Source organism: Roseiterribacter gracilis (assembly GCA_018332375.1).
GTDB lineage: Bacteria > Pseudomonadota > Alphaproteobacteria > BOG-932 > Roseiterribacteraceae > Roseiterribacter > Roseiterribacter gracilis.
The window spans coordinates 2,480,861-2,502,526 of record BOPV01000001.1; the positions used below are offsets into that span (position 1 = coordinate 2,480,861).

The 21,666-nt window shown below is 64.3% G+C and carries 25 protein-coding genes; 14 read left to right on the top strand and 11 right to left on the bottom strand.

Annotation, left to right across the window (positions count from 1 at the left end):
• Positions 1–142: 142 nt before the first annotated feature.
• From TMPK1_RS12200 to TMPK1_RS12225, 6 genes are all read left to right on the top strand, one after another.
• Complete coding sequence (locus TMPK1_RS12200) at positions 143–496, top strand: hypothetical protein (protein WP_420243289.1); 354 nt, start codon at positions 143–145, stop codon at positions 494–496.
• Between the two features lie 66 nt (positions 497–562).
• Entirely contained in the window at positions 563–1,495 is a 933-nt protein-coding gene (locus TMPK1_RS12205; protein ID WP_420243290.1) for a class I fructose-bisphosphate aldolase, read from the top strand.
• On the top strand, positions 1,492–2,121 hold the full coding sequence (gene thiE / locus TMPK1_RS12210) for a thiamine phosphate synthase (RefSeq protein ID WP_420243291.1): 630 nt from the start codon (positions 1,492–1,494) through the stop codon (positions 2,119–2,121). Before TMPK1_RS12205 ends, thiE begins: the two co-directional genes overlap by 4 nt.
• Before the next feature lie 41 nt (positions 2,122–2,162).
• Positions 2,163–2,450 (top strand): hypothetical protein, encoded by a 288-nt coding sequence (locus TMPK1_RS12215; protein ID WP_420243292.1) that lies wholly within the window; start codon positions 2,163–2,165, stop codon positions 2,448–2,450.
• Between the two features lie 7 nt (positions 2,451–2,457).
• Positions 2,458–3,012, top strand: coding sequence for a DUF2975 domain-containing protein (locus TMPK1_RS12220; RefSeq protein WP_420243293.1), 555 nt, complete (start codon positions 2,458–2,460; stop codon positions 3,010–3,012).
• Positions 3,012–3,248, top strand: a complete 237-nt coding sequence (locus tag TMPK1_RS12225; protein WP_420243294.1) for a helix-turn-helix domain-containing protein — start codon at positions 3,012–3,014, stop codon at positions 3,246–3,248. The genes TMPK1_RS12220 and TMPK1_RS12225 overlap by 1 nt, the downstream gene beginning before the upstream one ends.
• Here TMPK1_RS12225 and TMPK1_RS12230 read toward each other — a convergent pair.
• Together TMPK1_RS12230 and epmA are read right to left on the bottom strand one after the other, a co-directional pair.
• Positions 3,245–3,637, bottom strand: a complete 393-nt coding sequence (locus TMPK1_RS12230; RefSeq protein WP_420243295.1) for a DUF3574 domain-containing protein — start codon at positions 3,635–3,637, stop codon at positions 3,245–3,247. The genes TMPK1_RS12225 and TMPK1_RS12230 overlap by 4 nt on opposite strands.
• Positions 3,637–4,659 carry an EF-P lysine aminoacylase EpmA gene (epmA, locus tag TMPK1_RS12235; RefSeq protein ID WP_420243296.1) on the bottom strand — a complete coding sequence of 341 codons (1,023 nt, stop codon included), beginning with the start codon at positions 4,657–4,659 and terminating at the stop codon, positions 3,637–3,639. The genes TMPK1_RS12230 and epmA overlap by 1 nt, the downstream gene beginning before the upstream one ends.
• Positions 4,660–4,767: 108 nt before the next feature.
• On the opposite strand from epmA, the gene efp reads away from it, so the two are divergent.
• From efp to TMPK1_RS12260, 5 genes are all read left to right on the top strand, one after another.
• Entirely contained in the window at positions 4,768–5,334 is a 567-nt protein-coding gene (gene efp / locus TMPK1_RS12240) for an elongation factor P (protein ID WP_420243297.1), read from the top strand.
• A 30-nt stretch (positions 5,335–5,364) separates the two neighbouring features.
• Positions 5,365–6,234 carry an inositol monophosphatase family protein gene (locus TMPK1_RS12245; RefSeq protein ID WP_420243298.1) on the top strand — a complete coding sequence of 290 codons (870 nt, stop codon included), beginning with the start codon at positions 5,365–5,367 and terminating at the stop codon, positions 6,232–6,234.
• Positions 6,235–6,319: 85 nt separating this feature from the next.
• Positions 6,320–8,803 carry an OmpA family protein gene (locus TMPK1_RS12250; protein ID WP_420243299.1) on the top strand — a complete coding sequence of 828 codons (2,484 nt, stop codon included), beginning with the start codon at positions 6,320–6,322 and terminating at the stop codon, positions 8,801–8,803.
• A 6-nt stretch (positions 8,804–8,809) separates the two neighbouring features.
• Positions 8,810–9,697, top strand: a complete 888-nt coding sequence (locus tag TMPK1_RS12255; protein WP_420243300.1) for a flagellar motor protein MotA — start codon at positions 8,810–8,812, stop codon at positions 9,695–9,697.
• On the top strand, positions 9,697–10,605 hold the full coding sequence (locus tag TMPK1_RS12260) for a peptidoglycan -binding protein (RefSeq protein ID WP_420243301.1): 909 nt from the start codon (positions 9,697–9,699) through the stop codon (positions 10,603–10,605). The genes TMPK1_RS12255 and TMPK1_RS12260 overlap by 1 nt, the downstream gene beginning before the upstream one ends.
• Here the strand turns inward: TMPK1_RS12260 and TMPK1_RS12265 are convergent, their stop codons facing one another.
• The 3 genes from TMPK1_RS12265 to TMPK1_RS12275 all read right to left on the bottom strand — a co-directional run bounded on the left by TMPK1_RS12265 (position 10,606) and on the right by TMPK1_RS12275 (position 13,642).
• A complete protein-coding gene (locus TMPK1_RS12265) occupies positions 10,606–11,181 on the bottom strand; it encodes an Hpt domain-containing protein (protein ID WP_420243302.1) in 576 nt (191 codons plus the stop codon). It lies immediately after the preceding gene.
• Between the two features lie 76 nt (positions 11,182–11,257).
• Positions 11,258–11,803, bottom strand: coding sequence for a response regulator (locus TMPK1_RS12270; RefSeq protein WP_420243303.1), 546 nt, complete (start codon positions 11,801–11,803; stop codon positions 11,258–11,260).
• 99 nt (positions 11,804–11,902) lie between these two features.
• The gene (locus TMPK1_RS12275; protein ID WP_420243304.1) at positions 11,903–13,642 is read right to left on the bottom strand and encodes an ABC transporter transmembrane domain-containing protein; all 1,740 of its coding nucleotides are present in this window, start codon (positions 13,640–13,642) and stop codon (positions 11,903–11,905) included.
• 162 nt (positions 13,643–13,804) lie between these two features.
• On the opposite strand from TMPK1_RS12275, the gene rpmE reads away from it, so the two are divergent.
• Positions 13,805–14,041 carry a 50S ribosomal protein L31 gene (gene rpmE, locus TMPK1_RS12280; RefSeq protein ID WP_420243305.1) on the top strand — a complete coding sequence of 79 codons (237 nt, stop codon included), beginning with the start codon at positions 13,805–13,807 and terminating at the stop codon, positions 14,039–14,041.
• Between the two features lie 81 nt (positions 14,042–14,122).
• Here rpmE and TMPK1_RS12285 read toward each other — a convergent pair whose 3' ends face one another.
• The gene (locus tag TMPK1_RS12285) at positions 14,123–14,593 is read right to left on the bottom strand and encodes a DUF1465 family protein (RefSeq protein WP_420243306.1); all 471 of its coding nucleotides are present in this window, start codon (positions 14,591–14,593) and stop codon (positions 14,123–14,125) included.
• Between the two features lie 105 nt (positions 14,594–14,698).
• Between TMPK1_RS12285 and TMPK1_RS12290 the strand changes: the two genes are divergently transcribed.
• Positions 14,699–15,160 carry an Hsp20 family protein gene (locus TMPK1_RS12290; protein ID WP_420243307.1) on the top strand — a complete coding sequence of 154 codons (462 nt, stop codon included), beginning with the start codon at positions 14,699–14,701 and terminating at the stop codon, positions 15,158–15,160.
• A 73-nt stretch (positions 15,161–15,233) separates the two neighbouring features.
• Here TMPK1_RS12290 and TMPK1_RS12295 read toward each other — a convergent pair whose 3' ends face one another.
• The 5 genes from TMPK1_RS12295 to TMPK1_RS12315 form a co-directional block, all read right to left on the bottom strand.
• Positions 15,234–15,665, bottom strand: coding sequence for an acyl-CoA thioesterase (locus TMPK1_RS12295; protein WP_420243308.1), 432 nt, complete (start codon positions 15,663–15,665; stop codon positions 15,234–15,236).
• Between the two features lie 117 nt (positions 15,666–15,782).
• Positions 15,783–16,820, bottom strand: a complete 1,038-nt coding sequence (locus TMPK1_RS12300; protein ID WP_420243309.1) for a patatin-like phospholipase family protein — start codon at positions 16,818–16,820, stop codon at positions 15,783–15,785.
• The gene (locus TMPK1_RS12305; RefSeq protein WP_420243310.1) at positions 16,817–17,599 is read right to left on the bottom strand and encodes a 3-hydroxybutyrate dehydrogenase; all 783 of its coding nucleotides are present in this window, start codon (positions 17,597–17,599) and stop codon (positions 16,817–16,819) included. Before TMPK1_RS12305 ends, TMPK1_RS12300 begins: the two co-directional genes overlap by 4 nt.
• Positions 17,600–17,706: 107 nt before the next feature.
• Positions 17,707–18,882, bottom strand: coding sequence for a M20 aminoacylase family protein (locus tag TMPK1_RS12310; protein ID WP_420243311.1), 1,176 nt, complete (start codon positions 18,880–18,882; stop codon positions 17,707–17,709).
• Between the two features lie 32 nt (positions 18,883–18,914).
• A complete protein-coding gene (locus TMPK1_RS12315; RefSeq protein ID WP_420243312.1) occupies positions 18,915–19,715 on the bottom strand; it encodes an MBL fold metallo-hydrolase in 801 nt (266 codons plus the stop codon).
• A 261-nt stretch (positions 19,716–19,976) separates the two neighbouring features.
• On the opposite strand from TMPK1_RS12315, the gene TMPK1_RS12320 reads away from it, so the two are divergent.
• Positions 19,977–21,536, top strand: coding sequence for a 2-isopropylmalate synthase (locus tag TMPK1_RS12320; RefSeq protein ID WP_420243313.1), 1,560 nt, complete (start codon positions 19,977–19,979; stop codon positions 21,534–21,536).
• Positions 21,537–21,666: the final 130 nt, after the last annotated feature.

Consider the following 21,666-nt stretch of genomic DNA (forward strand, 5'->3'; position numbering starts at 1 on the left):
GCCTGATCTTACGGACACGCAGGGTGCGCGATACGTCCCTAAGCGTACGTTCACAGAAGCTTCGTCGGCGCAGATGGCGGTTTTCCCCTGTCACGCGAAAACGCAGTAGCAGCCTCAGCCGACAGCGGTTACGCAGAGCATCGTGCGCGAACGAAGAATCCGAAGTCTGGCCGACGCGATCGAGCTGCTGACCGAAACGCATGCGGCGCGCGAGACGGCGGTGCTGTGGGCGGCCAGCGACGAAGAAGGCGGGTTGTGGCTGACCGCGGTCCTGGACGCGGCGCGCAGTGCGGTGCCGGGCGCCGATGGGCGGGTCGCTTTGTCCTGCGGCGACAGGGCCGGCGACGCGATGGCGGCGCTACGCGCCGGAATCCGGCGAATCGCCTTTACCGGCAGCGACGAAGTGGCCGCCAAATTGACCGCGTTGGGCGCCGAGCTGGCCGAACTTCCGCCGGATTTCAGCGTTCCGATCGCGACCATTCGTCGAGGCGGGTAGCGCGTCCCTGGCGCTTCCGCTATTTCCCCTCCCCACCCAGTAACACCAGAAAAAACGAGCCTGCCGATGCAGATCACGCCGCGCGTCCGCGAGATCCTCTCCTGGTATGAGAGCGACAATCCCGGCACCAAGGGCAACCTCGCCCGCATGCTGATGACCGGCAAACTGGCCGGCACGGGCAAAATGGTGATCCTGCCCGTCGACCAGGGCTTCGAGCACGGTCCCGCGCGCAGCTTTTCGGTCAATCCGGCCGCCTACGACCCGCACTATCACTATCAGTTGGCGATCGATGCGGGCTGCAACGCCTACGCGGCGCCGTTGGGCCCGCTGGAAGCCGGCGCATCGACCTTCGCAGGTCAGATCCCGACCATCCTGAAAATGAACAGCTCGAACAGCCTGTCGCGTCTGAAAGAAGACGCCGACCAGGCTGTGACCGCTTCGATCGGCGACGCGCTGCGCCTCGGCTGCACCGCGATCGGCTTCACCATCTATCCGGGTTCGGACACGGCCTTCGCGCAGTTCGAAGAATTCCGCGAACTGTCCGAAGAAGCGAAGTCGGTCGGCCTCGCGGTCGTGTTGTGGAGCTATGCGCGCGGCGGCACCTTGTCGAAGCAGGGCGAAACCGCGGTCGACGTGATCTCGTACGCAGCGCACATGGCGGCGCTGCTCGGCGCCCACATCATCAAGGTGAAACCGCCGACCGGTGCGTTCGAACTCGACGCTGCCAAGAAGGCGTATGAGGCGGGCAAGATCGCGACCGGTTCGTTGACCGAGCGTATTCAGGACGTGGTGCGCAGCTGCTTCAACGGCCGTCGCATGGTCGTGTTCTCGGGCGGCGAAACCAAGGGCGACACGGCTGCGCTGCTGGGCGAGATCAAGGAGATCGCAGCTGGCGGCGCAACCGGTTCGATCATGGGCCGCAACGCATTCCAGCGTCCGCGCGACGAAGCGATCAAGCTGCTGAGCGACATCATGGACATCTACAAAGCGGCGAAGTGAGCAACACCGACACGCAGCTCTATCTTGTGACGCCGCCGGCCTTCGAGCCGGCGGCGTTCGCGTCTGTGCTGAAGAGCGCGCTGGATGCAGGGCCGGTCGCGTCGTTGCAGATTCGCCTGAAACCGGCCAGCGACGACGAGATCAAACGCGCAGTCGATGCGCTGCAACCATTGGCGCAAACATACGGCGTTGCGGTGATCCTGAACGATCGCCCCGATCTTGCGGCCAAGCTTGGTTGCGACGGCGTGCATATCGGCGCCGAAGATGCACCCTACGCCGAAGCACGCCGCATCGTCGGCAAGGACGCGATCGTCGGCGTCACCTGCAAAGACAGCCGGCACCTTGCGATGGAAGCGGCCGAAGCCGGCGCCGACTATGTCGCGTTCGGCGCCTTCTTTGCGACGCGCACCAAAGACAACACGACACCAGCCGACATCGAGATCGTGCGCTGGTGGGCCGAGATGATGCAGACGCCCTGCGTCGCGATCGGCGGCATCACGCCCGACAACGCAACGTCGCTGGTCGAAGCGGGCGCCGACTTCCTCGCCGTCGCGGGCGGCGTGTGGGACTGGCCGCAGGGCCCGGCCGACGCGGTCCGCCGCTTCGCCAAGCTATCCGGCAAATAATTATCGTTTGACAGAAATTATGGACGGCGCTTAGCTGCGGCGTGCGCTCCGTCCTGCTCCTTCTTCTTCTGCTGTTCGCCGCTCCGTCCGAGGCCGCGCCGCCACCGAATGTGTCCGGCGAGGTCGAAGTCACGGTCACGGCGCCGCGGCGTCTGTGGGCGACCGAAGACGAAGTCGATGCGCGTCACCGCGCCGAGTACGAGCGGCTGAAAGAGAAGTTCGATCCCGATCCGCCGGGCCAGACCGATGTCGGGCGGCTGCGCGGTGAGATGGCGCGCCCGATCCAACAACGCGACAGCCCGCTGCGCGACTACATGCGAACGAGGTGACGTGATGGTGAGCAACGTGCTTGCACTTACGCAGGTCGACGAGACTCGATTGGCGAAAACCAGTCGCCGTCTCGCAGTCTGTTTTACGTTCTTCGGCGTCGCGGCTCTGGTGGCGCCGGTCGTCGCCGCCTTGCTGGTCGGCCGCAACAGCAACTTCACCATCGACGAATATTGGGTGAAGAATCTGCCCGCTGAAATTTCGGCGTTGCAGCGCGTGGCTTTGATGATTGCGGGCGTCGTCCTGGCTTTGCCGTCGGCCTTCGCATGCAAAGCGGTGCGCGATCTGTTTCGCCTTTACGCGCGCGGCGAATTCTTCGCGACCGAGAACATCAATTGCCTACGCCGCATCGCGCGCGCGCTGCTGTGGACCGCCGCGTCGGTCATGCTCGGCGGCGGCGTGATGAGCGCGATCGCGGCGCTGCCCAAACACGAAATCAACATCATGCTGGGCGTACGCGGGACCGACCTGATCCTGTTTGCGGTCGCCGGCGTCGTGTACGCGATCGCGCATGTGATGGAACTGGCGCGCGATGCCGAAGAAGAACGGTCGCAGTTCGTCTGATGGCGATCACCGTCCGTCTCGACGTCATGCTGGCCAAGCGCAAAATCCGCTCGAACGAACTTGCGCGCGCGGTCGGCATCACTGAAGCCAATCTGTCGCTGCTGAAATCGGGCAAGGTCAAAGGCGTGCGCTTCGCGACCTTGGAAGCGATCTGCAAATATCTGAACTGCCAGCCCGGCGATCTGCTCGAATACGAACCCGACGAAGCGGAAGAACCGCAGCGTAAGGCCAGTTAGAACGCGGCGCAGCCGCGCGTCAGAACCTGCCCGACCGCATCCTGCCGAAACCGCGTCTTGTACGACGCGGCAATCGCATCCAGCCGCGCACGCGTTGCGGGCTCGTCGGGGGCCACCACCAGCAACAAGGTCGACGGTTCGCGGATGGTTTGGCGCGTTTGCGCGTCGCGCCAACGTCCGGTCGCTGCGCTCAAGGTGAACCCGTCGGGAAAGCGTGGCGTGATTTCTTCGTCGACGAACCGCTCGAACGCGGCTTCGCCGATCGCGCCGCCGCCGGGTATCTCGCGGCCAAAAAAGAGCTGCGCCACCAGTTGCGGCTCGGTCGGCTTCTGACACATCGGCGCCGACGCGCATCCGCCTAGCAACAACAACAGCAGCAACGCGCGCATCACGCCTCCACCACCGGCGACCACAACACGTCGTCGATGCGTTTTGCGCCGGTCGCCAGCATCACCAACCGGTCGAATCCCAACGCGATGCCGGCACAATCGGGCAGACCATGTTCGAGTGCAGCGAGGAAATCTTCGTCGAGCGGCCAGGTCTCGCCGTAGAGACGTTGCTTCAAGGCGAGATCGGCTTCGGCGCGTGCGCGCTGTTCGGCGGCGTCGGTCAATTCGCCAAAGCCGTTCGCGAGTTCAACACCTGCGACGTAAATCTCGAACCGTTCGGCGACGCGCGGATCGGACGGCGACTTGCGCGCCAGCGCCGCCATGCTGACCGGATAGTCGTGCAGCACCGCAACACGATCGAAGCCCAAGGTCGGTTCGATCCGTTCGCCCAGAATGCGCAGCGCCAGATCGTCAAACCGGTCGCCGTCGCCAACCCGCGCGCCGATCGCGCGCGCTTTCGCGGCCAGTGCGTCCACGTCGCCATCGATCGACAAAACGTCGTCGATCCCGATCGCGGCGAAGGCCTGTTCGAAGGTCACGAAGTCCCAAGGCAGTTTGGGATCGACGATTGCGTCGGCCCGTCGCAGCCCGCCCGGCGCCAGCGAAATCAGCAGCGCCTGCGCGTCATCGACGATCGCCTGCCAATCGGCGCCGGTCCGGTACCATTCCAGCATCGCGAATTCAGGGTGGTGCAGGTCCGACCGCTCGCCATTCCGGAAACAGCGCGCCAACTGCCAGATCTGCTCCATCCCGGCCGCGAGCAGCTTTTTCATCGCGAATTCGGGGCTGGTATGGAGCCACAGGGTCCGGGCCCGCTGCCGGTCATGCCCCAGCAATTCGGTGGAAAATCCGGCCAGATGCGGCTCCAGCCCGGGGGCTGCCTGCAGGCACGGCGTCTCAACTTCGACAAAGCCCCGCGTGGTGAAAACCGCCCGGAGTTCGGTGGTCAGCCGGGCCCGTTCGATCAGGTAGGGCCGGCGCTGGGCGAAGCGGTCCGGGCGCCAGGAAGGGACGTCCACCATCACTCTCCGAGGCTTTGCTTGGGACAGGCGTGCTGGTAGGGTCCGCGCCCCTAAGAGGCAAGGACTTCGAGGTCCGCGCCCGGGATCAAGTTTCAGCCAGGAAGTACGATGAAGGTCTCCGCGATCACGGTCCGCAAGGGCAACGTGCTGGATCACAATGGCAAGCTGTGGGTCGTGCTGAAGAGCGAGATCTTTCAGCCCGGCAAAGGCGCATCGGTCGTGCAGGTCGAAATGCGCGACATTCGAACCGGCATCAAAACCAACGAACGGTTCCGCACCCAGGAAACGGTCGAACGCGCCCAGCTGGAAGAGAGCGAATACTCGTTCCTGTTCGCCGAAGGCGACGTCCTGACCTTTATGAATCAGGAGACCTTCGAACAGATGACGGTGCCGCGGGACGTGGTCGGCGAACCCGCCCAGTTCCTGCAGGACGGCATGATCTGCTCGATCCGTTCCTTTGAAGGCCAGCCGCTCGAAGTGACGTTGCCCGACACGGTGACGATGCGCATCACGCAGGCCGATGCGGTGGTCAAAGGCCAGACCGCGTCGTCGAGCTATAAGCCCGCGATCCTCGAAAATGGTGCGCGCGTGATGGTGCCGCCCTTCGTCGAGAACGGCGAGCGCATCATGGTGCGTACTGCGGATTCGACCTACGTGGAGCGCGTGCGCGGCTAAGCCGGCGCACGTCGAAAGGTAGACAGAGTCATGGCGGCCCGTCGCTCGGCCATTTTGAACGTGATGACCGCGACGGCGCAGAAGGCCGCGCGCTCGCTGGTGCGCGACTTCGGCGAAGTCGAGAACCTGCAGGTCAGCCGCAAAGGCCCGGCCGATTTCGTCTCGTCGGCCGACATGGCGGCCGAGAAGATCATCAAGACCGAGCTGAAAAAGGCGCGGCCCGATTACGGCTTCCTGATGGAAGAATCGGGCGCAGCACCGGGCAAGGACAAGGACACGCGCTGGGTCGTCGATCCGCTCGACGGCACCACCAACTTCCTGCACGGCGTGCCGCACTGGGCGATCTCGATCGCGCTGGAGCACGGCAAGGAAGTCGTCGCCGCGGTCGTCTATGATCCGGTCAAAGACGAGATGTTCATGGCCGAGAAGGGCCAGGGCGCCTTCGTCAACAACAAGCGCATGCGCGTGTCAGGCCGTTCGCACCTCGACGCGGCGATGATCGCGACCGGTATGCCGTTCAAAGGCCGCGCCTCGTCGCCGACCTACCCCCAAGAGCTGGAGCGTGTTTCGGCCGAAGTTGCCGCCGTACGCCGCTTTGGCTCGGCCGCACTCGACCTCGCCTATGTCGCGATGGGTCGCTACGACGGCTTCTGGGAATGGCATTTGTCGCCGTGGGATACCGCGGCCGGCATGCTGCTGGTGACCGAGGCCGGCGGCTTCGTGACCGAAGTCGGCGGTGGCAAGAATCCGATCTATGGCGACTCCGTGCTCGCCACGAACCAGATCCTGCACACGCATCTCAACAAGTTGATCAAACCGACGGTTGCTCGCGCGGTGAAGACGGTGACGAAGACCGCCTCTGACAAAGCAGCCAACAGCAAAGACACAGCGACGAAATAGGTCGCAGTCCGTCACGGACGCGTGCTGGTGGCGCGCCGTGGCTTTCGTTAGATTCGGCGCGCACTTCTACGGAACGACGCGTCGCATGGCCCGCTCGGCCTTTCTTCCCGCTATCGCCCTCCTCGCCCTCGCGCCGGTCGCGAGCGCGCAGGTCGTGATTGGCGGCCCGGCCCCGACCACGCCGCCGGACGTGTCGGTCGATTTGTCGGCGCTGGATGCGTTGCGTCCGAACAAACCGACGCCGCTCGCACGCGCCACCTTCACGGCCCCATCCGCTGCGCTCCCGTCGCTGCCTGCACAGCTGGCACCCGCCGCGCTTGCGGTTCGCCCCGCCGCGGTGTTGCGCCCGACCCTGCCATCTGCGCCCGAACGCACCGCCCTGGCACCGGTTGCGCCGGTCGAACGTGCCAGCCTGCCGTCGCTTGACCTCGCACGCGTGGCACCGCCGCGACTTGCAGCACCGTCGCTCGACCGTCCGGTTGCAGCGTCGCTGACCGTCCCGTCGCGCGTCGAACATGCGCCGATCGAAACCGGCTCTGCGTTGCGCGTGCCGGTCGGACTCGCCGCACCGACAGCGCCGGCGCTGCGCGACGCGCCGACTGTGCGCGCGAACGAGCCGCCGACGCTGACCACGCGGCTGCATTTGCAGCGCGCCGCGCTGCGTGCGCCCGATGCGACTCTTCCCGCTGCACCACCGGTGATTGCCGGCGCGACCGTCGCACCGTTCCAGCCGCGCTACGTGCTGGTGTCGCCGCGTCTTGAACGCCCGGTCGCGCCGTCACTCGACGCGCTGCCCAAACTTGATCGCACCGACGCGACGCCGGCCTTGCTGCGCGACGCAGTTCTGACCGCGCCCGATCCGCGTCCGGTCGACGCACCGCGCACGCTGGCCGATCGCGATGCGCCGAACTTGCAGACGCGTGCGCTGCAGGCACGCCTGACGCCGCCGTCACCCGGCACGCTCGCCGCACTGCCGAACCTGCAACCCGAAGCAGCACCGCGCTTCAACGCAGCCTTGGTTGCACCGCCGGCCGAGACCAGATTGCGCAGCGCAAGCCTGGCGATGATTGAGCCAGCGTCGTTGGCGACACTGCCGTTGATCGCGCCGCGCAACGCACCCGATCTCGACACGCCGGTGGTGCGCGCCTCGCTGCGCGCACCTGCTGTGTCGACGCCAAGCGCGCCGTCGCAACTTCCCAATCTCGCAGCACCGCAACTGAACGCGCGTCCGGTTCTGCTGTCGCCGCGTCTCGAAGCGCCGGCCCGGCAACTACCCGACGCGCCCCTGCAACTCGAACGGCAATCGCACGCCCCAGACCCGGTTGCACCGGCCGCCTTGTTTGCAGCGAGCGGCATCGTTGCGCCCGAGCCGCGCGCCGTGAACACGCCGCGCGATGTGGCGACGCGCGAAGCACCGTCGCTGACGGTCTCGCCCTATTTGCTGCGCGTATCGTTGCGCGCGCCGGTGGCCGAGCTGCCGCAACTGCGCACCCACGTCCAAGCCGATGCAGCACCCCGCCTGACGACGCGGCTTGTCGCGCCGCATCTGGCCGCACCGCAGGCCGACGCGATCGAACGCGCTGCACCGATCGAAGCGGCGACGGTTTCGTTCGCGCTGCCGGTGCGCAGCGCAGCCAGCATCGTTCCGCCCGAACCGCGCCCGCTGATCGCGCAAGCGGTTCTGACCAACGCCGAACCGCCTGCGCTCCGCGCCAGCGAACGCGCACTGCCGGCCAATCTGCGCGCACCACAAACCGCACCGATCGATGCGGTGCAGGTGGTGAGCGCCGTGTCCGCGCCGCAGCTCGACAATCTGACGCGCGTGGTCGCACCGCAATTCGAACTGGCCGTGTTGCGCCCCTCAGCACCGCCGCCATTGCCGCCAAGCGTTGCACCGCAACTGGAAACGCAGCGCGTACAGAACGCGGTGCTGCGCGAACCGCCGCCCTCGGCAGCAGCGTCGGTCACGCCGGTGATCAACGAACGTCTTGCCTTCGTTGCCAGCGAACCGCCGCCGCCGGCCGCATTGGGACCGACGCCGAAAATTCCGGCGCCGCGCACGACACCGCAATCGTCGACGCCGACAACGAAAGTGCCGCCCAAGCCCGGCCAGATGGATGGCACCGCACCGCCAGCGCATGCAGCGCAGCCCGCCGATCCGAATCCGGTGGCACCGCAAGCCACGCCTGCACCCAACATCGCTGCGCCCGACGGAAGCAACAAATCCAGCGTGTCGCCGTCTGCGCCGGAAAAAGGCGAACGCAGCGCGGTGCGTTTGCAATTCAGCACCGACGCGACGGTTTTGCCGTCCGATGTCGAACGTTCGCTGGCGCCGGTGTTGAACACGCTCAAAGCCACGCCCAAGGCGCGCATCATTCTGCGCGGCTACGCCGCCGCGTCGGACGACTCTGCCGGCCGCGCCAAGCGCATCGCACTGACCCGCGCGTTAGAGCTGCGCAACTTCTTCATCGCGCACGGCATTGACGGTGCGCGGATCGACGTGCGCGCGCTGGGCGCGCCCGACGACAACAGCACCGCCGACCGCGTCGATATCGGCCTTCTCGAGTAGCGCCCAATGTCACGCCTGAATCGCTACCTGACTCGTATGGCGTTGTTCCTCGCGGTGGTCGGTGCGGTTGCAGTTCTGACCTTTCCGGTGTGGTTTCCGGCCTTCATGGCCAACCCGGTTCTGAACGGCGTCATCATCGGCGTTCTGGTGTTCGGCTGCCTCTACGTCATCCGGCAGACGACACGCCTCAAAACCGAAATCGACTGGGTGCGCGCGGTGCAGAGAGATCGCCGCGCCGCGATCGAACTCGACGAGCCGCCACTGATCGGTGCGTTGGCGCGCATGATGGCGGATCGCAGCGGCCAACCGCTCAGCCTGTCGCCGATCGCAATCCGCTCGGTGCTCGACGGTATCGCCACGCGCTTGGATGAAACGCGCGAGATTTCCCGCTACTTCGTCAGCCTGCTGATCTTTCTCGGACTGCTCGGCACGTTCTGGGGGTTGCTCAAAACCGTCGGATCGGTCGGCGGCGTGATCAGCACGCTGACCTTGGGCGGTGACTCGGCGGCGATGTTCCAGAATTTGAAAGAAGGCCTGACCGCGCCACTCGCCGGCATGGGCACCGCTTTTTCCGCATCGCTGTTCGGTCTCGCCGGTTCGTTGATCCTGGGCTTTCTCGATCTGCAGACGGGGCAAGCGCAGAATCACTTCTTCATCGATCTCGAAGACTGGCTGTCATCGTCGGCGCGGCTGGTGCGTGGTGCCGCCAGCGACGGCGGCGAAGTCAGCGGCGGCGCTTACATGCAGACCTTGCTGGAACAGACCGCCGACACCGGACCGGCGATGCTGGCCGCACTGGAACGAATTCATGCCGAGCTGGTGCAGAACCGCGCCGAACTGCAACGGTTGACGCGCACGATCGCGCAGATCGCCGAGCGGGAACAGAATAGCTGATGCTTTCACGGCGCGGCCGGCGCGAGCAGATCGACGCGTGGCCCGGTTGGGTCGATGCGCTGTCGTCGCTCGTCATCGTCGTCATTTTCGTGCTGATGGTGTTCGTGGTCGGGCAGGTGTTTCTGCAATCGACCCTGGTCAGCAAAGACAAATCGCTGGCCGAACTCAGCGCCAAACTCGCCGAGCTAAATCGCGCGCTGGGCATCCAGGCCGGCACGCTGGCCGAACAAAAACAAACCATCGCCAGCCTCACGGCTGAACGCGACGCAGCCGTCGCGACGAAAACCAACGAAGTTCAGACGCTGCAAGAGCAGATCGCCGCACTGGAAGAACAGTTGAAACGCATCAACGATGCGCTGGGCTTGGCGCAAGCGTCGAAAGACGAACAGGAACTGAAGCTGCAGGATCTGACCAAGCGGCTGAACGAATTGCTGGCCGGCCGCATGGAAGAAATGGCGCGCTATCGTTCGGAATTCTTCGGACGGCTGCGCGCGGTGCTGGGCGACCGTCCCGACGTGCGCATCGTTGGCGACCGCTTCGTCTTTCAAAGCGAAGTGTTGTTTCCGTCGGGCTCGGCGACGTTGCAGGAGGGCGGCAAAGGACAGCTCGCCTCGCTCGCCAAAACGCTGCTGGAAATTGCAGCCAAGATTCCGCCGGGGCTGAACTGGATTCTGCGCGTCGACGGCCACACCGACCGCCGCCCCATTCGCACATCGGAATTTCCCAGCAACTGGGCGCTGTCGACCGCGCGCGGCGTCGCCGTCGTGCAATTCCTGATCGAACAGGGCGTACCGCCAGAGCGATTGGCGGCAACGGGCTTTGGGGAATTCCAGCCGATCGAGGCCGGCAGCGACGAGAGCTCGCTGGCGAAGAATCGTCGGATCGAGCTGAAACTCGATCAGCGCTAATTAGAGCGGCGCGAACCGATCGAAATCGTCGTCGTCTTCGTCGTCTTCGGGCTGTTCGCCGCCGAGAATGCCTTTGAGGCTCGGCGTTGCGTTGATGACTTTCTCGCCCGCGGCCGAGACGCCTTTCAACAGCGCCTGTCCGGCACCCCCACCATCGCCGCGCATATTGTGCGCGATGATCACCTGCAAGGTGGAGACGTGGACTTCGATCACTTCCTTGAACGCGGGATGCTTCAAGGGCGGCCGATCGAGCAGCTTGAACAAGGACGCGGCAACGTCGGTGACGAGCGGATAGCCGAAGGTGGCGCCCTGGCCTTTCAGGTCGTGCGCCATCTTGGCGAGGGTGCGCACGTCCTTCTCGTCGAACTCGCCAGGCTTCTTTGCGGTGGCGTGCCAGAAGTCGGCCAGCATCGCGATCGAGGCGATCGACACTTGATGGAATTCGGCTGCACGGCTTTTGACCACCGCTTCGGCGCGACCGAGCGCCTGTTCCTTGGTCATGGAATTCGGGCCAGCCGCCTTCGCCTTCAACTTGTGATTAGGCGGGATGATCTGGACCATCATCTTTTCAGACATCGTTTCTTCCCGCCTTGCGCACTTCGCAGCCGTCGCACCGTAGAAACAAATCAGTTACGCAAAACTTAGCCTGGCCTTATGCGCCTGGCCGGAAGGCGGTCCTCTTGGCGCGGCGGTCCGGCCCTTCGTAGCTCGGATTGTTGAATCGGCGGCGATCCGGGCCCGTGTAGCGCGGGCTGCGGATGAAGGCGCGCGGATATTCGATGGTCGCGATCAAGCGCTGATACAGCTTGCCGGCCGAGAAAGGCTTGGCGAGCATTTCGGTAATGCCGGCGTCGCGCGCGGCCAGAACGCGATGGGCTTCGGTGTAGCCGGTCATCATGATGATCGGCAGCATCGGGTTGGGAACGTCGGTTGCCGCACGCAGCATGCGCGTCAGCTCGAATCCGTCGACGGGCTCCATCACCCAGTCGCAAATCAGAATATCGATCCAGGTTTGCCGCAGAATGGTCAGCGCTGCGCCACCCTCAGCCGACTCATGTACCTGGCCCACACCAAAGGCGTGCAGCATGTCGCGCACGAGGCGCCGCATATGCAGGTTGTCGTCGACCACGAGGATCGCGAGCTTGGAAAGGTCGTAGCGGTCCTGCGCCGCTGCCGCCTTCGGCTCGACTTTTGCCATTCTGGTCCTCGAGTCCCCCTGCCCGCGGATTGGGCGTGTCGATTTTGACGGACCAGGGCTGAAGATTCAACCAAGCAGGTCGCTAACCCGCTGGCGAATCTACTGCACGATCCCCGCGCCAGTGTCGAATTGCAGAGCCGCCAGCCGGCTGTAAAGCCCGTTCATGCGGACCAGGTCGGTATGCACACCGACTTCAACGAGCTTTCCATGATCCAGCACGATGATTCGGTCGGCGCTTTGAATGGTCGAAAGCCGGTGCGCGATGACCAAGGTCGTGCGTCCCCGCATCAGTGTTTCCAACGCCTGATGCACCGCGCGTTCGCTTTCCGAATCGAGCGCCGAGGTGGCTTCGTCGAGCAGCAGCACGGCGGGATCGCGCAGAATCGCACGCGCGATCGCAATCCGTTGCTTCTGGCCGCCTGATAGCCGAACGCCGCGCTCGCCGAGGAACGTGCTGTAGCCTTCCGGCAAAGCACGCAGGAATTCGTCGGCATGCGCCGCGCGTGCTGCGGCAAGCACCGCCTCGTCGGTCGCGTCGGGCCGGCCGTAGCGGATATTGGTCCACGCGTCGGCGGAGAAGACGACCGGATCCTGCGGCACGATCGCAAGCCGCGAACGCACATCGTGCGGATCGGCGTCGCGCACATCGACGCCATCGAGCAACACGCGGCCGGATTGCGGATCATAGAAGCGCAACAGCAATTGCAGCACCGTGCTTTTGCCGGCGCCGCTGGGACCGACCAGCGCAACCGTCTCACCGCGTGCGACGTGGAACGACAAATGTTCGAGCGCCGGCAGATCGGGGCGCGACGGATAGCGGAACGACACGTCGTCGAACGCGACCGTACCGATCGCGGGCACCGGCAGCACATGCGGGGCCGCCGGCGCACGAATACTGGGCTCCGTAGCAAGCAATTCGAACAGGCGATCGGTGGCGCCTGCAGCCCGCTGCAGGTCGGTTGCGACCTCGGATAGAGCCCCGACAGCGCCCGCCACAAGGCCGGAATAGAAGATGAAAGCGAACAGATCGCCGCCGGTGATACGACCGGCAACGACGTCGTGCCCGCCGCGCCACAGCAGCAATCCGATGGCGCCGAACACGATCAGAATCACGAACGCGTTCAGCCCCGCGCGCGACAGTGCATAGCGCGTTGCGGCGTCGAACGTGGCGGTCACGACGCGCGCAAAGTTGCGGCTTGCATGCGGCTCGTGTCCGAACGCCTGCACGGTGCGGATCGCGCCCAGCGATTCTTCCACCGCACCGCCGAGATCGGCGATTCGATCCTGCAAGGCGCGCGATTGTTTGCGCACGCGCCGGCCCAGCACGACGATCGATCCGACGACGATCGGCACGGCGAGCAACGCGAACAACGTCAAACGCGGACTGGTTGCGAGCAGCATGACGATGCCGCCGGTCAAAATCAGCCCGTTGCGCAACGCGATCGGCAGCGCGGTCGACACGACCGACTGCAGCAACGTCGTGTCGGCGGTCAGCTGCGCGACCAACGAGCCCGCTTTGGCAGTCTCAAAATAAAATGTGTCGAGCGTCAGCGCGTGATCGAACGCCGCTTTGCGCAGATCGGCGACGACGCGTTCGCCGAGCCAAGTCACCAGATAGAAACGCGCGAAGGATGCGACCGCGATCAGCGCGACCAGCCCGACCCCAGCCAGTAAGACATCGTCCAGGACCGAGGCATCGCCCCCCGTGAAGCCGCGATCGACCAGCCGGCGCAGGACCAGGCCGAAGACCAGCGAGGTCCCGGCGCTGACCGTCAGCGCCGCCAAGGCAGCGACCACCCGGCCGCGATAGGCGCGCAAGAAGGGCCAAAGCCTGGCCAAAGGCCGCAGATCACGGGATTTGGGGGCCGCGTTTTGGCGGTCGGCGGGGCTCGGTTCGCGAAAACGGCTCACGGGGTCAGGCGCACCAGCATTGCTCGCGTGTTTGCTTGCGCGGCCGGGGCCAACACCCTATAAGGCGCGCTTCTTTTTGAGGACGTGGCGATGAAAAAGGACATCCACCCGGATTACCACGAGATCAACGTGGTGATGACCGACGGCAGCACGTACCAGACGCGCAGCACGTACGGAAAGCCGGGCGACACGCTGCGTTTGGACGTGGACCCCAAGACCCACCCGGCTTGGACCGGCGGCCAGTCGCGCATGCTCGACCAAGGCGGCCAGCTGGCGCGCTTCAACAAGCGCTTCCAGAAGTTCGGCCTGAAGTCGGGTCAGGAATAAAGGCCTTCGGGCCGACCGCCGACCTCGTCGGCGGTGCACAGAAAAAGCTGATCGGCCGTCGCCGGTCAGCTTTTTTGTTGGCTATGCCGCTAGGCGCCGCCACTCCGCGTCGAGCCGCCGCACCCGGTCATAGATCGACCAGGACCGGTTCAGCAGATCGACCAGCTCGGCCGGCAGTTCCTCCGCCGATTCAATCTTGGGGCTGACCGTGCTCGGACCGCCGCCGATCCGGTGCGCCGGGTCGCGTAGCGACGTCTTTTCCATTTCACCCATCGCGGCTGCTTTTTCCGTCAGCAGCCAGGCGACGACCTGGGTCAGGCGCGCGGTCACGCGCAACGCTTCGCCGCTGATCCGCATACTCAGCATCGGCTCGGCTTGCTTCAAATGCGCCTGCTGCCGGTCGCGCACATAGTCGCGAGTCGCCAAGGCCAGATCGATTGCTTCGCGGTAGGTACGTTCGACGATGCGGTCGCGCAGCGACAAAACGCGTCCCTCACGTTGCACAAATTCGGTGCGCGGGCGGGGCTTGAACGGGGCGGGGTCGGTCTCCATCTGCCCTCTAGAACCGGCGCCGCAAGGGCCTGTTCCACGACGAAACCGAGTTCGGCCCATCGGGCGGGCTCACCCAAATTGATATCGCTTGAAGGAGGATATCTGATGCGTACGACGATCGATTTCGCGCCGCTTTTCCGTTCGACGGTCGGCTTTGACCGACTGACCCGCCTGCTGGAGCAGGCGACCCCGAGCGAAGAGCAGGCCTATCCGCCCTACAATATCGAGAAGACCGCCGAGAATGCGTATCGCATTACGCTCGCGGTTGCCGGCTTCTCGGAAGATGAACTTGAACTGGTCGCGCACGAAAACACGCTGATCATCAAGGGCAAGCAGAAGAGCGACAACGACAACACCGCCAACAACGCGTTCCTGTATCGCGGCATCGCTGCGCGCGCCTTCGAGCGTCGCTTCCAGCTTGCTGATCACGTGCAGGTGAAAGGCGCCAATCTGGCGAACGGCCTGCTGCAGGTCGAACTGGTTCGAGAAATTCCGGAACAGCTGAAGCCGCGCAAAGTTGCGATCAGCACCGGCACCGCGCCGCAGATCGAGCAGAAGGCTGCGTAATTCTCTCGTAATTGCAGTTATCGAGAGAACCTGTGTGGCGGCGCCTGGAGCAATCCAGGCGCCGTTCGCGCATCTAGACCAGCAGCGACTGGAGCGCCGCGCGCAACGCGTCGTGCATGTCGGTCGGCCGCATCGTCGCGCGATCGACGAAGACGTGCACAAAAAATCCCTGCGCCGCCGGGGTTGCTTCGCTCGCGGTAAAAATTCCGATTTCCCAGCGCACGCTCGAACGGCCGAGTTTCGCAACCCGAATGCCGGCTTCGATCGCGCCGGGAAATTCGACGGCGCGCAAATAGCGGCAACCGCTTTCGGCGCAGACGCCGATCACCTCGCCTGATGCGGGATCAAGCACGCCGCTCTCGACCATCCACGCGTTGATGGCGGTGTCGAACCACGAATAATAGACGGTGTTGTTGACGTGGCCGTAGACGTCGACGTCCATCCAGCGCGTCGGGATGGTGCGGAAGGCGCGATAAGTTTCGCGCGTCTGGCCTGGCTCATCCATGGGCCGACTCATAAAGACGCCGCCCGCGAATGGCGGACGGCGCAAGGTCGATCACTCCAAAGATGGGCGCCGGCCGGAAGGAGCCAGCGACCAGACAGCAGCGTATGCCCGCCGCTCTTACCGAGGGGTGAATCCACTTTTCGGCACCGTTTCGAAGGTGGCATCGCGGCCGATTTTGCCGCCGCAGCTTTGTAAAAAGACCTGCGCCGCGTCGCGCCCGAAGCCGAACAGCGCGTCGATCATGGCGGCGTCGGCATCCAGCTTGGTCGAGGCGGAATAGCGCGACATGTGCGCCTCGTCGCCGATCTTGTGCAGCCGGATTTCTTTCAGCCCGCTGCGCTTGGGGTCGATCTGCCCGGCGCGGATCAGCCGATTGATCGTGTCGATCGATTGCAGCTCGGCGAGATAGGCGGCGTTGAAGCTGATCTCGTTGATGCGATCGACGATGGTCATGCCGGTGGTTGGCAATTCATCGCGTTGCATCGGGTTGATCGGCACCAGCAACAGATCCTGCGCGGCGCAACGTTCGACCAACGGCGTCAGCGGCGGATTGCCGAGATAGCCGCCATCCCAATAGGCCGTGCCGTCGATCTCGACCGCCTGAAACAGAAACGGCAGACAGGTCGACGCCAACAACACGTCGACCGACAATTCCTTGGTTTCGAAGATCCGCAATTTGCCCGCGCGCACTTCAGTCGCGCCGACGAACAAGCGTGAATCCGGCAGCGCGCGCAGCCGATCGAAATCGATCAGCTCGAGCAGCATGTTTTTCAGCGGATTGTAGTTGAACGGATTGAGTTGGTACGGCGACCACAGCCGGAACAACACGTCGAACGCCTGATAGCCGACATTGGCGACGTCGTAGCCGTTCTGTCCCGCCAACTGTTCCAGCCACGGCGGATTGAGCGGACCGAATACGCCGGCATGCGCGACGCGTTGCCAGAAGCTGCGCAACTTGGCGCGCGCCGCGTCGGCGCCGCCTTCGGCCAATCCATCGAGCAGCAACGCGCCGTTGATGGCGCCTGCGCTGGATCCCGACACGCCCTCGAAATGAAACCGCCCGTCTTCGAGCAACGCATCGAGCACGCCCCAGGTGAAGGCGCCGTGCGATCCGCCACCCTGCAAGGCGAGGGTGACGGGTTTCGCGTCACTCATCGTGCGGTCCAGCCACCGTCGATCGAAAGCGGCGCGCCGGTAATTTGCGCGGCCGCGTCGCTGCACAGGAACAACGCCAGACCGCCAATCTGTTGCGGCGTGGCGAATTGCAGCGACGGTTGTTTTTCTTCCAGCAGTTCATGTTCGGCGGCTTGCACCGAAATGCCCTTCTTCGCCGCGTTATCGGCAATCTGCTTTTCGACCAGCGGCGTCTTCACCCAGCCGGGGCAAATCGCATTGACGGTGATGCCAGTGCCCGCAGTTTCGAGCGCTGCGACTTTGGTCAGGCCCAGCACGCCGTGCTTGGCAGCAACATAAGCGGACTTGCCGGCGCTACCGACGAGACCGTGCGCCGATGCGATGTTGATGACACGGCCCCAGCCGCGCTTGCGCATACCCGGCAGGGCTGCGCGCGTGCCGAAGAATGCAGCCGACAAGTTGGTCGCGAGGATTGCGTCCCATTTGTCGAGCGGGAAGTCTTCGATATTGGCGACGAACTGAATGCCGGCGTTGTTGACGACGACGTCGACGCTGCCGAACTCGCGCTCGGCGCGTTGCACCATCGCTTCGATCGGTTCCCATTTGGAAACGTCGGCGCCGTCATACAGCGCGCGAATGCCGAAGCGCTGTTCCAACGAAGCACGTTCTTTTTCGATCGCGGCTGCATCGCCGAAACCGTTGATGACGATATTGGCGCCTTCGGCGGCGAACACCTCGGCGATGCCAAGGCCGATGCCGCTCGTCGAGCCAGTGACCAGGACGGTCCGACCTTTCACCATCGTCTGCTCCTACAGGATGCCATTTGCCGCGGCGCAACATGCCACTGCGGACGGGCCGAAGCTATAGCTGCGCACGACGCGGCTGGTCCGCGGAACAGCGACGTCCGTCAGCTTTTCGGCAGCGCGGTCTCAACCAGCTTGGCCCAGTAGCTGGCACCGACCGGCAAGGCTGCATCGTTGAAATCATACGACGCGTTGTGCAGACCGCGCGCGTGACGGCCTTCGGTGCCATTGCCGACCAGAATGTAACTGCCGGGTTTCTGTTCGAGCATGAACGCGAAATCTTCGCCGCCCATGCTCGCCGCGGGAAACTCGTGCACCGACTCGTCGCCTGCGAGATCGCGGGCAACGCGGCGTGCAAGATCGACTGCGTTCGACTCGTTCACGGTCGGCGGATAGCCCAGGTGATATTGCAATTCGACCGCGGCGCCGAACGTTGCGGCGACACCGTTCACGATCTGCCGGAACAGTTCTTCGGCACGCTTGCGCGTCTCGGGCGTCAAGGTGCGGATCGTGCCGCGGAAATACGCAGTTTCGGGAATGACGTTGTAGGCGCTGCCGGCTTTGATTTCCGTCACGCTGACGACGACCGGTTCTGCCGGATCGACAAAACGACTGGCGATCGATTGCAGCGCGCCGACGATTTGCGACGTGATGAACACCGGATCGATGCCGTTATGCGGCTGGGCCGCATGGCAACCACGACCGCGAATGGTGACGTCGAAGCGATCGGCCGCAGCCATCATCGTGCCGTGCTTGATCGCGAAATGTCCGACCTGCATGCCCGGCCAATTGTGCATGCCGTAGACCGCATCCATCGGAAACTTGTCGAACAGCCCGTCCTGGATCATCGCGCGTGCGCCAGCCAGACCTTCTTCGGCGGGTTGGAAGATGACGTAGACGGTGCCGTCGAAATTGCGCGTCTCCGCAAGATAGCGCGCAGCGCCCAGCAACATCGTCGTGTGGCCGTCATGTCCGCACGCATGCATGCGACCGGCATTCTTCGACTTGTAGGCGACGTCGCCTTCTTCGCTCATCGGCAGCGCATCCATGTCGGCGCGCAAACCGATGCTGCGCTTTCCGGGGCCGCCTTTGATGACGCCGACCACACCCGTCTTGCCGAGACCCGTCACGACTTGATCGACGCCAAACGAGGCCAGTTTTTCAGCGACCAGGGCTGCGGTTTTGACCTCTTCGTAGCCAAGCTCGGGATTCTCGTGAATCGAGCGGCGCCACTGGGTCATGTCGTCGGCGAAATGCGCGATGCGGTTATAGACGGGCATTCGAAACTCCTTCGAAGCCAGGGAGAATAGCCCTATTCCGTCACGCCGCCATACAGGTTGGCGCGGATTGCGGCGTCGAGCAGCGCCGGCGGCGCGAGATGCGCATCGCGCGCCTGGCGCATGGTGACATAGGCGTTTTCGTCGATTCCATCGCGCACATGGATGTTGTGTGCGCGCTGTTCCGTCGCGGTGCTGCTGAAGGACGGCGGACGGACGTCGTTTTGTCCGTAGTCGTGGCAGTGATGCAGCCGTGTCAGCGGCGCCAATTCCAGCAGGCGGCGCACCGAGTGCCACATGCGATGGGCGCAACCGGTTGGAAAATCACAGCGCGCCGTGCCCGCATCGGGCATGAACAGCGTGTCGCCGACCAGCAAATCGTCGCCGACGCGATAGGCGACGCAGCCCGCCGTATGACCCGGCACCGCCAGAACCTCGATCTCCAGCGACCCCAGCGTCAGGCGCTGGCCGTCGGCGAACAACACGTCGAACCCCGTGGCGCTGCCGCCAGTCTTTTTCACCGCGCGTGCAGCCAGGGCGCGCTGCACCTCGACCACGCCCTCGCCAATGCCGAGCTGACCGCCAACCGCCTGGCTCAACCACCGCCCGCCGGCGACGTGATCGGCATGAATATGCGTCTCCAGCACCCAATCGACCGTCAGACCGTTGGCCTGGACGAAGTCGGCCAGCGCAATGGCGGGGGTCGGATCGATCCGCCCATCCACCCAGCCCAGCACCCCATCGATCAGCGCAGCCCGGCCGGTGGCGGGATCGGCGACGACCCAGGCGACCGTGCCGCTGGTCGGGTCATAAAACGGGGTCAGTGCAGCGCGCATCGCCGCACATCCGGGCAAGAAGCTTGACTTGGCAGGCCCAAAACGGGAATGAACGGGTCGTCATGACCGATCCGCGCGCATCTTTCGATCGCCAAGCCGCTTCCGCGGCTGCGCTCGCGCGTCTTACGGCTGCAGAAGCGCTCTCGCTTCTGGCGCTTCGACTTATCGTCCCCTGATCCGCCGCGGACGGCGCTGCCGTCCATCGCCAGGTCAGGGGTCCGAGCCCGAACGCCCACCGTCTTTTTCACGGACTTGCAGATCATGACCCAGCGTACCGCGACCACTGACTCTTCCTATGTTCGAATTTTCGACACGACGTTGCGCGACGGCGAGCAATCGCCCGGCTGCTCGATGAACCTCGAGGAAAAGCTGCGCGTCGCACAAACGCTCCAGGAGATGGGCGTCGATATTATCGAAGCTGGTTTTCCGGCCGCGTCGAACGGCGACTTTGAAGCGGTGCAGGCGATCGCGCGCGCGGTTGATCGCGCGACCGTTACCGGCTTGTGCCGCGCTGCGCGCGGCGACATCGAACGCTGCGCCGAAGCAATCAAGCCGGCCAAGCACAAGCGCATCCACACTTTCATCAGCACGTCGCCGCTGCACATGAAGTACAAGCTGCAGATGGAGCCGAGCCGGGTGCTCGAGCTGATTGAAAGCAGCGTGTCGTTGGCGGCGGGTCTGGCCGACGAAGTCGAATGGTCGGCCGAAGACGGCAGCCGCAGCGAACATGATTTTCTGTGCCGCGCGGTCGAGACCGCGATCAAAGCGGGCGCGACCACGATCAACATTCCCGACACGGTCGGCTACACGACGCCGGACGAATATCACGACCTGATCAAGATGCTGTTCGATCGCGTACCGAACATCGACAAGGCGATCCTCTCGGTTCACTGCCACAACGATCTGGGTCTGGCGGTTGCCAACACGCTGGCCGGCATTCGCGCCGGCGCGCGCCAGGCCGAATGCACGATCAACGGAATCGGGGAGCGCGCCGGCAACGCAGCGCTGGAAGAAATCGTGATGGCGCTGAAAGTGCGCAACGACCGCATGCCGTACACGACCGGCGTCGACGCGACGATGATCACCAAAGCGTCGCGCCTGATTTCGACCATCACCGGCTTCATGGTGCAGCCCAACAAAGCGATCGTCGGCGCCAACGCCTTCGCGCATGAAAGCGGCATTCATCAGGACGGCATGCTGAAACATGCCGGCACGTACGAAATCATGACGCCGGCCTCGGTCGGCCTGACCAAATCGAATTTGGTGCTGGGCAAACATTCCGGCCGCGCCGCGTTCCGCAGCAAGTTGAAAGAGCTGGGCTACGACCTCGGCGACAATGCGCTGAACGACGCGTTCACGCGCTTCAAAGACCTCGCCGACAAGAAAAAAGACGTGTTTGACGATGATATTATCGCGCTCGTCGATGACGAGGTCCGCGATCACGAGCATGTGAAATTCATGTCGCTGCAAGTCACCGCCAGCAGCCACGGCCCGTCGATGGCCGGGCTGGAGATCATCGTCGACGGCGAAACCAAACGCGCAACCACCAGCGGCACCGGTCCGGTCGACGCCGTGTTCAACGCGATCAAAGCGACAATCCCGCACGACGCGAGCTTGCTTCTTTATCAGGTGCACGCAGTGACGTCAGGCACCGACGCGCAAGCCGAAGTGACGGTGCGCCTCGAAGAAGCGGGCAAGACTGTACAAGGCCAGGGTTCTGACGCGGACACGCTGGTCGCGTCGGCGCGCGCCTATCTGCACGCGTTGAACAAGCTCTATGTGAAACGCGCTAAGACTGCGCCGGCAGCGCTCAGCGCCTGATGTTGTGACAACGCCGTGACTGCATCAGCAATCACGGCGTTTCATTTGCAGTTGCGAAGCGGAAATCGGAACTGAGACCCGTCGCACTCGCTTCACGCCGTTGGAGAGCACAAGCGGATCCACGGAGGCG